Here is a 12,900-nt window from a genome sequence, read left to right as displayed (position 1 = left end):
AGCGTATAGCTCCTTCCGGTGCCGTCGCGTCCCTCTCACGACAGAGTCGGCCGGGGCCCGGGTACCTCTTGCGACAGATCCGGCGGTGTGCCCACCGGCAGACGCGGATGTGGTGCGGTAGCCGCCAGGGTTCATCGCATGATCAAACGTCAATCACTCGCCGTGCTGTCGGTGGTCGCGGTCGCTGCCGGTCTGGCGGCCCTGGTCGTCGAATCACCCGTCACGGCAGGGCAGGCCGAGCGGGCAGTCGCTTGGCAACCGTGCCCTGCCTACTCCGACGAGGTGCTCCGATCCCGCGGCGTCGCCGAAGAACGGATACCGGAGTTTCGTGCCCTGCTGGACCGGATGGACTGCGGCACGGTCGGCGTTCCGCTGGACTACCGCGAGCCGCGCGGCCGGCAGATCACCATCGCGATCACCCGCCTGCGGGCGGTGGACCAAGCCGGCCGGTTGGGCAGCATCGCGGTCAACCCGGGCGGCCCGGGCGCCGGCGGGTACCTCACGCCCATCGATTTCATGATGACGAACCAGGAGAGCGCGCGCCTGGACGACCGGTACGACCTGATCGGCTTCGACCCGCGCGGAACCGGCTACAGCACCAAGGTCACCTGCGCGAGGGGAGGTCCAGGCGGGCCACCGACGCCAGGGCCACTGACCGAAGCGGCGGCACGGTCCACCTACGACGCCGAGGCGGCCGGCAACGTCGCGTGCGGGAAGTCCGATTCGGACTTCCTCGGTCAGCTCACCACGACGAACGTGGCACGCGACCTCGAGCGCGTCCGGATCGCGCTGGGAGAACGCGAACTGAGCTTCCTCGGGGTGTCTTGGGGCACCTGGCTCGGCGCGGTGTACCGCAGCAACTTCCCCGGCAGCGTGGGACGCATGTTCCTGGACAGTGTGGCGGCTCCGGAGTTCAGCCAGGACTCCTTCGACGACGGCCGGGCCGCTGCCGTCGAGCGCCGGTTCACCTCGCGACTCGCGGCGTGGATCGCGTCGCACCACAACACCTACGGCTTCGGCACTTCCGCCGAACAGGTGCGCGCAGCGGTCCTGGGGCTCGTCCGCTCCTACGACGCGGACCCGAAGCAGTACACCGATCTGGGCATGCCCGTCGACGGCGCGCTGGTCGCGCGACTGGCCAGCCAGGACTCACGAGAGTGGCCGCGGGTCAGCAAGGCCCTCGCGGAACTGCGGGACTCGACCGGCACCACCGCGCCACCCACGGTCAAGGAGATCGTCGACGCGCCCCCGCACATGAGCCCGCCCGGCGCGCCGGAGACCCTCAACCCCACGATGCAACTGGCGACCGTCTGCAACGAGGATCCCGCCCGCTTCGACTTCGCCACCGCCTGGGCCGAGTACCAGCAGCGCCTCGCCCGGAATCCGGTGACCGGCCGGGCCATCATGTTCTCCGCCGGATGTGCCGGCTGGCCGCTGCCGGGCCGGGAAGTCCAGCTGCGCCACACCGGAGGATCGCTCGTGCTGGCCGGACACCGCTACGAAGCCGGATCACCGTACGAGTGGACACCGCGGATGCGTGCCGCCATCGGCGGCACGACGTTCACCGTCGACGACGACGTGCACGGGTCGGTCCTGCGCGAGCCGGGCTGCGCCACCGAGTTGGTGTCCTACTTCACCACCGGCCGCATCGATCAGGGCTGTGCCGGCATCCCCGCGGCGTCCTAGCGCCGAGACGACCGCACAGTGTTGATCTCCGCATCGCTCGGGAGATGAGCATGCCTATCAGGAGAGGACCTGGACTGACAATGGGCGAACGCAGTCAGCAGTCGCCAACCCGCTGTCATTCCACTGAGCGCACCGGATCCGGGCGCGCTCATGCCGGTGAGTGCCAGGCCCCAGCCAGGATGGGTTCACTTTCTCGTGGACACTCACAGGTTCGATGCAGGCAGCGAACCTGACGTGGCCGCGGCGCATCGTGACGATGTGTGCCGCGGCCACATCAACGCCGCAGCAGTAGACGGCCCAGCGGCTCAGGTGCGACCAGATCAGGTAGAGCCACCACTTCTGGCCGGTCGAACTGCCCGAATGCGGGCCGGTGCAGTCGTACCGGTATGCCTTACCGGACAGCACGTACTGGAAGCCCGCGGTCCGGCACGCGAATTCCGTGGCGTACTTGGCGTACGGGTCCTGCGCGGACGCTGTGCCCGCGCCGTTCAGCAACATACCCACCGCGGCCGAAGTAACCGCTGCCGTCGTCAGAACTCGCTTCGCTGATGTTCCCTCCGCTCGACGTTGATCATCATTCTGCCCTGCGGGTGAGGGGTGTGTCCGCTGGATCGCCACGCTGGGGTCAGAGATCGGTATGTGGTGCCCACACGGAGCATGGCTTAGAGCGTGTCTCATGTCGTGTGTTTGCGGAGTCTCTTGTGGCAGGTGAGTGCTGCTCCGAGGGTGAGGAAGGCGAGGAAGTGGGTGGCTTTGCGTTCGTAGCGCAGGGTTAGGCGCCGGTATCCGGTCAGCCAGGCCATCGTGCGTTCGATCACCCATCGGTGTTTGCCGAGCTTGTCGTTGGATTCGATGCCTTTGCGGGCGATGCGGACGGTGATGCCTCGGTCGCGGACCCAGCGACGGAGGTCGGCGTGATCATAGGCCTTGTCAGCGTGGAGCTTGCCGGGCTTGCGCCGGCGCGGTCCGCGCCGGGACTTGATCGCCGGGATGGCCTTGACCAGAGGTTTGAGGGCGGCAGAGTCGTTGGTGTTCGCCGCGGAGATCGCGACCGTCAGGGGTAGGCCGCCTCGTTCGGACAGCACGTGGATCTTCGAACCGGGTTTGCCCCGATCCACTGGACTCGGACCGGTCAAAGATCCCCTTTTTTGGCCCGTACGCAGGCACCGTCCACGATCGCGCGGGACCAGTCGAGCAGGCCCTGGCTACCGAGTTCGTCCAGGATCGCATGATGCAGCCGTCGCCACAGCCCAGCTTCAGTCCACTGGCCGAAGCGACGGTGCGCGGTTTGGAATGGCACCCCGAACGACGGCGGCAGATCCCGCCACGCACACCCGCTGGTCAGCACGTACACGATCGCGGTGAACACCGCACGCGCGTCCAGCGGCGCCGTGCCACCACCCTGCGGGCGCGGCTCGAACGCCGGAATCAACGGCTCCACCAGCGCCCACAACTCATCCGGCACCAACCGCAACGACAACCGATCAACCACAGCCAAGATCATCGCCTACGAGCGACCGATCACCACGTGAGACACGCTCTTAGCGACATTGCCTTCGAGCCCTTGTTTGATCGCCTGCCCAGTGGCAGAAACCTTCCTGCCCGTCGACTCGTACGTCGCGTCGGCATGATCATCACTCGCCTGCGCGAGCAATACCAGGACCACCACCTTGTTCACCGGAATCGCCGCGGACCTCAGCATCCCGGCATCCGACCTGTCCCGGCACGCCCGCAAGCTCGGACTTCCAATCCGCCACCGTGTGACTGGCCACAAACATATCCTCGCCGAACACTCGGACCCGACGCCGGAGAACTCGCCGGCGGCAGGGCGGCGTGGACCGGTCCGGTGAACTCGGTGGCCCTGCTCGACGCCGAACATCTCGACACTGACGCACCGGCCACCGTGCTCGACGTCCGCCAGGCGGACGAGTTCGCCACCGGCCACAACCCGGGCGCCCGCAACATCGAACTCGGTGCGCTGCGAGAACAATCGGCGCAGGTGCCGCCCGGCCCGGTATTGATCATGTGCGGGCACGGCGAACGGGCGATGGGCGCCGCCAGTGTCCTCGAACGCGCCGGGCACACCGACATCAGCGTGTTCGACGGCGGCCCACTCGACCACGCCCGCGCACACGGCCAGCAATTGCAGGTGGACCGGTGAGTGCACCGGTACTGGGACTGCGCGAGAACGCCGCGCAATTGACCCTGCTCGTCGCGATCAACGCCCTCGTCGGCGGCATGGTGGGCCAGCAGCAAACCGTGCTTCCCCTGCTGGCCGAATCCACCTTCGCCCTCACCGGCTACACCTACATCTTCACCTACGTCGCCGCGTTCGGAATCACCCAAGCCATCGCCAACTACTTCGCCGGCACCTTCTCCGACCACTACGGCCGCAAACCGGTCCTGATCGCCGGCTGGCTCTTCGCCATCCCCGTACCGATCATGCTCATCGTCGCACCCAACTGGGCGTGGGTCGTGGGCGCCAACGTACTGCTCGACATCAACCAGGGCCTGACCTGGTCCACCACCGTGGTGATGAAGATCGACCTGGTCGACCCGGACCGCCGCGGCCTGGCCATGGGCCTCAACGAAGCCGCCGGATACGGGCCGTGGCCATCAGCTCCCTGCTCTCCGGCGCCTTAGTCCGCGAAACCCGCGACCACGCCCACCTCGAAGCCACCACCCACACCCCGCGAACCGACGGCAAGCACGACCACCTCCCCGCCGACCTGACCAACCGCGAAATCGCCGTCCAGACCAGCCTGAAAGAACCCGCCCTCGCCACAGCCAGCCACGCCGGGCTGGTCAACAACCTCAACTTCGGGCTCTCCTGGGGCCTCTTCCCGCTTCTGTTCGCCACCGCCGACCTCACCACCAGCCAGATCGGCCTGCTGTTTCGCGCTCTACCCCGGCGTCTGAGGTGCCGGCCAACTGGTCACCGGTGGCCTGTCCGACCGGATCGGCCGCAAGCACCTCATCACCGCAGGCATGGCCCTGCAAGCCGCCGCACTGGCCGTGATCGCCGCCTCCACGGGATTCACCGGATGGGCGATCGGCACGATCCTGCTCGGCGCCGGCACCGCCATGTTCTACCCCACCCTGCTCGCCGTGATCGGCGACATCGCCCACCCGCTCTGGCGCGGCCGCACCGTCGGCATCTACCGCGTCTGGCGCGACCTCGGCTACGCCGTCGGCGCCATCATCGCCGACCTCCTCGGCCTGCACGCCGCCGTCTGGACAGCAGCAGCCGCTAGCGCCGCCACCGCCCTGCTCGTCGCGTTCAGGATGTACGAAACCCATCCGCGACGACCAGGACAGACGAGGGAGCGGGACATCTCGTTGCCGTAGTTGTGCGGGCGACTTGGCCCCGCTTTCGTTCTCCGTGCGTCGCGGTCTGGTCGACGCGGGCGGCAAAAGACAGGCTGTCCGAGCCCGGACAGTTCAGGTGCCACGCCGCGACGTCCGGCCGGTCGGGCACACCCCGTGCGTACCGGGCACTCGGCTGGTGCTACTGCCCGGCGGCTTCGCGCAGCAGGCTCAGGCGGATCCGGCGGGCGGTGTTCATGTGCTCGGCGGCGATCGACCGCGCCGCGGCCTCGTCGCGGTCCCGGATGGCGGTGATCAGTTTCTCGTGCTCGTCGAGCGCTTCGCGCCACCGGTCCCCCACCGAGAGCGTGGACTGCGGCGCGTGCACCAGGTGCCCGGTGAGCCGTTCCATCAGGTCGATCAGCACCGGGTTGTGCGTGGCACGCCAGATCGTGGCGTGGAACTCGAGATTGGTGCGGATGCGGGTGGCGTCGTCGGGATCGGGCACCTTGCGGTCCCGTTCCAGCAGCCCCTCCAGGCGCAGCAGGTCGGTGGTGCCGCGGGCCTGCGCGGCCTGCCCGGCCGCCTCGGCTTCGAGCAGCACGCGCATGTCGTAGATCTGCACCACCTCTTCGGCGTCGATGGTGCGGACCTCCATCCCGCGCGTGCCGGGGACCAGCAGGCGGTCCTGCGCCAGCCGCCGCAGCGCCTCGCGCACGGGGGTGCGCGAGACGCCGAAGCGGGCGGCGAGTGCGGTTTCGCGCAGCGGGGTGCCGGGCGGGAAGCCGCCGGCGAGGATCTCCGCGCGCAGGTCGTGGTACACGGCCTCCGCGTCGGTCCTGCTGGTGGTCATGTGCCTGCCGGTCCCTTCCCTCCGTCGCGTGCTCCGCCTCAGGCCAGTGTCCCAGCCCGCCTGCCGAACACCGCGCCGGAGGTCAGGCCGGTGCCGCCGGGGTAGTTCCCGCTGAACAGCCCGCCGAGCATCTCGCCGCAGACGAACAGGCCCGGCAGCGGCGCGCCCGCGGGGTCGAGGACCCGCCCGTGCTCATCGGCGTGCAGCCCGCCGAAGGTGAAGGTGATGCCGCAGGTGACCGGGAAGGCGTAGTACGGCGCGGTTTCCAGCGAGATGGCCCAGTGCGACTTGGGCGGTTCGACGCGGGCCGCGCGGCCGTCCTTCACCGCCAGGTCGAGCGGGACGTCGCGGTCGATCGAGGCGTTGAAATCGCGGACCGTGCGCTCCAGGGCTTCGGCGTCCACGCCCATCCCGGCGGCCAGTTCGGCGATCGAGCCCGCCGAGACCACCGACGCGCCCGGCATGTCGTACTCCTCGGCCCGCAACTGCGACCGGGTGGTGGCGTCGAACAACTGGAAGGCGAGCCCGTCCGGCTGGGTGAGGATGCGCGCGCCGTACTGGGCATAGGTGTAGTTGCGGAAGTCCGCGCCCTCGTCGATGAACCGCTCACCGCGCCGGTTCACCACGATGCCGAGCGGGTAGCCGCCGCGGGTCAGCTGGTTGGTCAGCTCGCGGTTGCTCTCGTTGCCGTCGAACCAGGCGTCCCAGGCGACGCTGTGGCAGGTGGTCCAGTCGCCGTGGGTGGCCGCGCCCGCCTTGATCGCCGCGGTGAGCATGTCGCCGGTGTTGAACGGGGTTCCGCGCACCTTCGCCCGCTGCCAGCCTTCGCCGAGGTGTTCTCGGCGCAGCTCGGGATCGGCCTCGAAGCCACCGGCTGCGAGCACCACGGACTCGGCGCGCAGTTCGCCTTCCGCGCCGGTCTCGTCGGTCCAGGTGACGCCGGTGATCCGGTCGCCCTCGCGGATCAGGTCGCGGGCGCGCACGCCGTAGCGGATTTCCACGCCGGCGCGTTCCGCCGCCGCGGTGTGCTGCTCGATCAGGCCCTTGCCGCCGCCGGTGCTGCCCACGGCGAGCCCGCCCCAGAACACCTGCCTGCCCTGGTCGTCGGGGTAGGCCTGGCGCTCGTACATCAGCCGGTACCGCAGCCCCTTGCCGTGCAGCCAGCGCAGCGTGTCCTGGCTCTGGGAGACCAGCACCTCGGTGAGCGCGGGGTCGTTGCGGCCGCTGGTCACCTTCGTCATGTCGGCGTGGAATTGCTCGGCCGGGTACGGCGGCAGCACGCTCACCTCGTGCCGGTCGTCCGGGTCGAGCAGGTCGGCCACCGAAGCCAGCCCGTCGTGCACGATCCGGACGGCCCCGGCGGTGTAGAAGCTGTTGCCGCCCGCCTCGTCCCGGCCACCGCGTTCCAGCAGCACCACGCGCCGTCCGCGTTCGGCCGCCGCGTGCGCCGCGCTGAACCCGGCGTTACCCCCGCCGACCACGATCACCTCGGGCTGCATCTTTTCCTCCTGCGCTTGTCAACGACTGCACACCACTGTATACATTCGTATGCAATAGCTTCAAGCGCATCGACCAAAGGATGTTCGATGGACCGACAACGCTGGGCCCGGTGGACGCCATGGGCGGCCGCGCTGCTCGCCACCGGCGCGGTGGTCGCCACCGCGCCGGCCGACGACACCGCCGCCGGGTCGACGGCGATGGACGTGCTCGGCGGCGCGCAGCTGCGGATCATGGCCCCGGCCGCCCCCGGCGGCGGCTGGGACCAGACCTCCCGTGAGATGCAGGCCGCGCTGCGCGGGCTGGTCGGCCGCACCGAGGTCTACAACGTCGCGGGCGCGGGCGGCACCATCGGGCTCAGCCAGTTCGTCCGGTTCGACGACGACCCGGCGCAGCTGATGACCACTGGATTGATCATGGTCGGCGCGGCCAAGGCCAACAAGTCCGCGCATTCGCTGGCCGACACCACTCCCCTGGTCCGGCTGACCACCGACTACCAGGCGATCGTGGTGCCCGCGGCCTCGCCGCTGCGCACCACCGCCGACCTGGCCGCCGCGATGCGCGCGGACCTGCCCGCGGTGTCCATCGCCGGCGGCTCGGCGGGCGGGGTCGAGCAGATCCTGGCCGGCTTGCTGGCCAAGGCGGTCGGCGGCGACCCGGCGCAGGTCAGCTACGTGGCGCACTCCGGCGGCGGCGAGGCGCTGACCACGCTGCTGTCCGGGCGCGCGGCTATCGGCATCTCCGGGCTGTCCGAGATCCAGCCGCAGATCGAGGCGGGCACAGTACGCGCGCTCGCGGTCTCCAGCCCGGACCGGCTGCCATCGGTGCCCGGCATCCCGACCCTGCGCGAGGGCGGCGTCGACGTCGAACTGCAGAACTGGCGCGGGGTCGCGGCCCCCAAGGGCATCAGCGACCAGGAGGAGCAGGCGCTCGAGACGCTGCTCGTCGATATGACCCGCACCGACGGGTGGCGCGACGCGCTGCAACGGCGTGGCTGGGGTGACGCGACCTTGGCGGGACCGGAATTCGAAGAGTTCGTCCGCACCGAGCAGGACCGCGTGTCCCAGGTGCTCGACGAGATCGGACTGGGGTGAGCGACGTGACCGAACCCGATCTGCGCACCGTCCGCGCGACGCTGGCCTTCGGCGCGCTGATGCTTCTGGCCGCGGTGTTCGTGGTGGTGGACGCCGTGCGGTTGCCGGAAACCTCGGCCGTCGTTGGACCCGCCGCGGTGCCGCTGCCCGTCGGCGTGCTGCTGGCCGTGGTCGGCGCGGGGCTGCTGGTGCGCTCACGTGGTCAACTGCGCGCCGCGACACCGGGTGAAGACCGGCCGCCGCACGGCGCTCTGCGGGTGCTCGCGCTGGTCGGCACGCTCATCGCCTTCGCGCTGCTGCTGCCGCTGCTCGGGTACGTCATGTGCTCGGCGGCGTTGTTCACCGCCACCGCGATGCTGCTCGGCGCCCCGCGCCGCCCGGCGACCGCGGCGATCGGCTGGGCACTGGCCGCGGTGGTCTTCCTGGTCTTCGACCGCCTGATCGGGCTGAGCCTGCCCGCCGGACCGTGGGGGTTCTGATGGACCAGTTCACCATGCTGATCGATGGGTTCGCGGGCGCGCTGACCCCGGGGCACCTGCTGTTCGCCCTCGCCGGGGTGACCATCGGCACCGCGGTCGGCGTGCTGCCCGGCATCGGCCCGGCGCTGACCGTGGCGCTGCTGCTGCCGATCACCTTCCGGCTGGACCCCTCCAGCGCGCTGATCATGTTCGCCGGCATCTACTACGGCGGCATGTACGGCGGGTCGACCACCTCGATCCTGCTCAACACCCCCGGCGAGAGCGCGTCGATGATCTCCGCGCTGGAGGGCAACAAGATGGCGCGGGCCGGGCGGGCGGCGGCCGCGCTGGCCACCGCCGCGCTGGGCAGTTTCGTGGCGGGCACGATCGGCACGGTGGCGCTGACCTTCCTGGCGCCCGCGGTGGCCGATTTCGCCACCACCTTCGGCCCGCCGGAGTACGTGGCGCTGATGGCGGTCGCCTTCGTCACCGTCAGCGCGCTGCTCGGGCCGAACCTGCTCAAGGGCGCGGCGAGCCTGCTCACCGGGCTGACCATCGGGCTGATCGGCATCGACTCGCAGACCGGCCAGCCGCGGCTGGTGTTCGGCGTCGAATCGCTGCTCGACGGCATCGACATCGTGATCGTCGTGGTCGCGCTGTTCGCGCTCAGCGAGGCGTTCGGGCACCTGCTCACCGGCACCGGGCACAGCACCGTGCAGCCGCTGCGCGCCCGCGCCATCCTGTCCAAAGAGGACTTCCGCCGGTCGTGGCCGTCGTGGCTGCGCGGCACCGCGCTCGGTTTCCCGATCGGCAGCCTGCCCGCCGGTGGCGCCGAGGTACCGACGTTCCTCAGCTACAGCGTGGAGAAGAAGCTCACCAAGCACCCGGAGGAGTTCGGCAAGGGCGCCATCGAAGGCGTCGCCGGTCCAGAGGCCGCCAACAACGCGGCCGCGGCGGGTGTGCTGGTGCCGCTACTGACCATCGGGCTGCCGACCTCGGCCACCGCGGCGGTCATCCTGACCGCGTTCCAGTCCTATGGCCTGCAGCCGGGGCCGCAGTTGTTCACCGAGTCGGGACCGCTGGTGTGGACGCTGATCGCGAGCCTGTACGTCGGCAACCTGATGCTGCTGGTGCTCAACCTGCCACTGGCACGGCTGTGGGCACGCCTGCTGACCATCCCGGCCTACGGCATCTACGCCGGAGTGCTGGTCTTCGCCACGCTCGGCGCGTACGCCGCCGGCGGCACCACCACCGACCTGCTCATCCTGTGCGGGCTCGGGTTGCTGGGGCTGCTGATGCGGGAGGCGGGCATCCCGGTGGCACCGGCGGTGGTCGGGCTCATCCTCGGCCCGATCGCCGAACAGCAATTGCGGCGCGCACTCACCCTGTCCGAAGGCGACCCGTCGATCCTGGTCTCCGGGCCGATCACCATCGTGCTGTGGATCGTGGTCGCCCTAGCGCTGGCCATCCCTTTGCTCCTGGCCCTCGTCCGCCGCCGCCGGGGACGCCTGCCCACACCGTGAACCAACTTGACGCAGGCGTCGTCCCCCGGGTCGGAAGCCGAGCGAGTCCCACGTTCCTGCCCAGCCCGTCAGATCGAAAGGTGCCGTGTCGGACCATCTTGGCGTGCGCCGGGCGTCAGCACGCCGGCCATGCAGCGCGCAGAACCTCGAACGGCTAGAACTGGAGATCGTGTGTGCTCCACTCTGTTCGCGCACATCCAGGAATCCGACGGGCCAGACGATTCTGTCCGTGGCACCCCCGCTAGCGTGCCTTCGTTGCCGGAGCATGGGAGGTTGGCGTGGAAGACCTGCCGTCGGGGCTGGCGGATTCGCTCGTGCCAGTGGTCGTGGAGCTGGTTCCATTGGTGCGCGGGCGAATCCCGTGCAGGCCCGCGGCAGCGCTCGGGAGGCTGGGCGCCCCGTTGACGACGCCGGACGCGTTCAGCCTCGGCGTGGGGCGCCTGATGGCGAGCCCCGGTGAATCGACAGCGTTGAGCAGGCTGCGTTCGCTCGGCGATCCGGTGTCCGAGCGGCTGCTCGGCGCGCTGGAACTGACCTTGGACGAGCTGACGGTCACCGTTCCGGACGAGGTCGAAGCGGCAGTGCCGGAGCCGGGCACGACTCCGCAGAACTTCGGCTTCCTGACAGGGAACGGGCCGAACGCCGAGACCGTCACCGCGGTGCGCTTGCTCGATCAGCTGCGGCCGGGGATTTCCGGGCTGATCGTGGCATTGACCGCGGAACTGGCCCGACACGAGGCCGTGGCCCCGTTGCTGGCCGCCGCGCCGGAGCTCACCGGCGAGGAGGAACTGGCGGCGGCGCACGGAGCGGCGCACCTAGCGCTGGCCGTCGCAATCGCCGTGCCGGTTCTGGGGCAGGCGGACGCCCCGCTGCTCGCCGGGACGCCCGCGGCCGTCGTCGGCGTCGCGCTGGGTGCCGTTTCGTCGTTGTTGAGCGAGATCCCGCTGCCACCCGCCTATGCGGCCGCGCTGATGGACAAACGCCGGGCCGAATATCTGCTGCCGGTGTCGGCGTCGTGTTCGGCCGAGGTGCGCGGGCACCGGTTCACGCTGGCTGAGCGTCCCATCACCGGCGAGCCCGACTTCAGCGGAACGGCCTGGCCGTCGCGGTCCCGGGCGGGGTCGCGGTCCGGACCGGGCTCGGCGAAGGCCAGGTGACCGTCTTGACGCGGGTCCTCGAAGGGCCGCCGGACGAGGTGGAACTCGACTGGTGGGACGAGGTCGTCGAGATCTCCTGGCGAGCCGAAGAGGGCGACGCCAAGCTGGGCGACAGCACCTCGCCTCGTCCGATAGCACCGCCATGGCCGGGTGATTTCCGAGTGCGGGTGCACGCGATCGGCCGAGACGGCGAGGAGTCCGAGCGCTACGAACTCGTGCTGTGGCAAGCTCCGCAGGGCCCGGACACCGTACACAAGCGCGGTGACCGACTCGGCTACGTCGTCCGCGGTGAGCCCGTGCCCGACATCGAGGCGCCACCGGAGGCCGCCTACCGGTGGATCCGCGAAAGCATGCTCGGCGAAGCGGCAACGGTCACCGTGGTCAGAGGCGCGTCCGCGGCCGAGGTGCTCCGCGGCTTCGGTGCGGACCCAGCCGAACCGGAGTCCGCGCAAAAACTGGCGCAGGAATTTGCCCTCGATCCCTGGGTGGCCGTACTTCCGGTCGAGGGCGGCGTGCTGGCCGTCGAGTTCAACGGCTACCAGGGTTCGCACCGGCCGGTGCTGGAGCCGTTGTCGCGGACGGGCCGGACGGCGAGCCTGTTCTGGAACGTCAACGCGTTGACCCGGCTGTCCTTCGCCGACAACGGGAACGTCCTCGCCTCGTTCGAACTCGGACACGCCGAGACGGTCAACGACCCCGAGGTCGTCCAAGCAATGGCCGGTCTCGATTTCGCCGGTTATCGCGACCGGCTGGGCAAGGGCCTCGTCGCGATCGAACGGTATACCGGATACCAGCTGCGGGAGGAGGACGTCGAGCGGCTGGTCCAGGAGAATGTCGCCTACCGCATCCTGCCGCACCTGCCTGAGCTGTATCGGGAGGCGCGCAACCCCGACGGTTCGCGCAAGTTCCCCGGCGGTGGTCCGTTGGACGCCGACACCGATCGGCTCGCCTTCATGTCCGAGGAAACGTTGCGCGACCTGGCCTGGTGGGCGGCGTCAACGGCGGCCGAGTACGCCGGCGTCGCCGCAGACCCCGTCATCGCCGCCGTACTCGCAGAGCGTCAGCTGAGCCCGCAGGCGCAGTTGTGGGCCAGACGATCGCGATTGCGGGCACATCGGGACCACGCCTGGTTGTGGCAGGCAATCCACAACGCCACCAACCCCGACCCACTGGCCGCCGCAATCGGCGCGTTGTCGGCGGCACGATACGCAGCCGCGCCAGAGGGCGAGAACCTGCTGGAGCGAGCCCGGCAGATGGTCCGGGAGCGGTAAGCGCAAGGCTGAACAGCCGGCTCGATTCAGCGACCGGCTCGCTGTGGCTTGGCCA

General features: G+C 69.9%; 14 protein-coding genes. 9 read left to right on the top strand and 5 right to left on the bottom strand.

Annotated elements, in window-relative coordinates; genetic code table 11:
* The first annotated feature begins 138 nt into the window (after window positions 1–138).
* Complete coding sequence (locus JOM49_RS26280; RefSeq protein ID WP_209666892.1) at window positions 139–1,686, top strand: alpha/beta fold hydrolase; 1,548 nt, start codon at window positions 139–141, stop codon at window positions 1,684–1,686.
* 57 nt (window positions 1,687–1,743) lie between these two features.
* Here the strand turns inward: JOM49_RS26280 and JOM49_RS26275 are convergent, their stop codons facing one another.
* From JOM49_RS26275 to JOM49_RS26265, 3 genes are all read right to left on the bottom strand, one after another.
* Window positions 1,744–2,184, bottom strand: a complete 441-nt coding sequence (locus JOM49_RS26275; protein ID WP_209666891.1) for a hypothetical protein — start codon at window positions 2,182–2,184, stop codon at window positions 1,744–1,746.
* Between the two features lie 176 nt (window positions 2,185–2,360).
* Window positions 2,361–3,190, bottom strand: a protein-coding gene (locus JOM49_RS26270) for an IS5 family transposase (protein WP_372444084.1) whose coding sequence is annotated in 2 segments (ribosomal slippage) — window positions 2,361–2,830 and window positions 2,830–3,190 — 831 coding nt in all. Because the reading frame shifts where the segments join, the coding sequence is not laid out codon by codon here.
* A 3-nt stretch (window positions 3,191–3,193) separates the two neighbouring features.
* On the bottom strand, window positions 3,194–3,364 hold the full coding sequence (locus JOM49_RS26265) for a hypothetical protein (RefSeq protein WP_209672318.1): 171 nt from the start codon (window positions 3,362–3,364) through the stop codon (window positions 3,194–3,196).
* A gap of 168 nt (window positions 3,365–3,532) precedes the next feature.
* Between JOM49_RS26265 and JOM49_RS44170 the strand changes: the two genes are divergently transcribed.
* From JOM49_RS44170 to JOM49_RS44160, 3 genes are all read left to right on the top strand, one after another.
* Window positions 3,533–3,847, top strand: coding sequence for a rhodanese-like domain-containing protein (locus tag JOM49_RS44170; RefSeq protein WP_308158876.1), 315 nt, complete (start codon window positions 3,533–3,535; stop codon window positions 3,845–3,847).
* The gene (locus JOM49_RS44165; protein WP_308158875.1) at window positions 3,844–4,329 is read left to right on the top strand and encodes an MFS transporter; all 486 of its coding nucleotides are present in this window, start codon (window positions 3,844–3,846) and stop codon (window positions 4,327–4,329) included. Before JOM49_RS44170 ends, JOM49_RS44165 begins: the two co-directional genes overlap by 4 nt.
* 288 nt (window positions 4,330–4,617) lie before the next feature.
* Window positions 4,618–5,034, top strand: a complete 417-nt coding sequence (locus JOM49_RS44160; RefSeq protein ID WP_308159070.1) for an MFS transporter — start codon at window positions 4,618–4,620, stop codon at window positions 5,032–5,034.
* A gap of 160 nt (window positions 5,035–5,194) precedes the next feature.
* On the opposite strand, the gene JOM49_RS26250 is transcribed toward JOM49_RS44160, so the two are convergent.
* Together JOM49_RS26250 and tcuA are read right to left on the bottom strand one after the other, a co-directional pair.
* Window positions 5,195–5,845 carry a GntR family transcriptional regulator gene (locus tag JOM49_RS26250; RefSeq protein ID WP_209666889.1) on the bottom strand — a complete coding sequence of 217 codons (651 nt, stop codon included), beginning with the start codon at window positions 5,843–5,845 and terminating at the stop codon, window positions 5,195–5,197.
* 38 nt (window positions 5,846–5,883) lie between these two features.
* Window positions 5,884–7,344, bottom strand: coding sequence for an FAD-dependent tricarballylate dehydrogenase TcuA (tcuA, locus tag JOM49_RS26245; protein ID WP_209666888.1), 1,461 nt, complete (start codon window positions 7,342–7,344; stop codon window positions 5,884–5,886).
* A gap of 87 nt (window positions 7,345–7,431) precedes the next feature.
* Between tcuA and JOM49_RS26240 the strand changes: the two genes are divergently transcribed.
* From JOM49_RS26240 to JOM49_RS43300, 5 genes are all read left to right on the top strand, one after another.
* Window positions 7,432–8,436: a tripartite tricarboxylate transporter substrate binding protein gene (locus JOM49_RS26240; RefSeq protein ID WP_209666887.1), complete on the top strand. Its 1,005-nt coding sequence runs from the start codon at window positions 7,432–7,434 to the stop codon at window positions 8,434–8,436.
* A gap of 5 nt (window positions 8,437–8,441) precedes the next feature.
* Complete coding sequence (locus tag JOM49_RS26235) at window positions 8,442–8,915, top strand: tripartite tricarboxylate transporter TctB family protein (RefSeq protein ID WP_209666886.1); 474 nt, start codon at window positions 8,442–8,444, stop codon at window positions 8,913–8,915.
* Window positions 8,915–10,417, top strand: a complete 1,503-nt coding sequence (locus JOM49_RS26230) for a tripartite tricarboxylate transporter permease (protein WP_209666885.1) — start codon at window positions 8,915–8,917, stop codon at window positions 10,415–10,417. The genes JOM49_RS26235 and JOM49_RS26230 overlap by 1 nt, the downstream gene beginning before the upstream one ends.
* 401 nt (window positions 10,418–10,818) lie before the next feature.
* Window positions 10,819–11,574, top strand: coding sequence for a hypothetical protein (locus tag JOM49_RS43305; RefSeq protein WP_245369480.1), 756 nt, complete (start codon window positions 10,819–10,821; stop codon window positions 11,572–11,574).
* A complete protein-coding gene (locus tag JOM49_RS43300; protein WP_308158874.1) occupies window positions 11,571–12,845 on the top strand; it encodes a DUF6461 domain-containing protein in 1,275 nt (424 codons plus the stop codon). The genes JOM49_RS43305 and JOM49_RS43300 overlap by 4 nt, the downstream gene beginning before the upstream one ends.
* The last annotated feature ends 55 nt before the right edge of the window (window positions 12,846–12,900 follow it).

It is taken from the genome of Amycolatopsis magusensis (assembly GCF_017875555.1).
Classification (GTDB): domain Bacteria; phylum Actinomycetota; class Actinomycetes; order Mycobacteriales; family Pseudonocardiaceae; genus Amycolatopsis; species Amycolatopsis magusensis.
The sequence above is the reverse complement of the archived record's forward strand: the minus strand, read 5'-3'. Positions and strand labels throughout refer to the sequence as shown.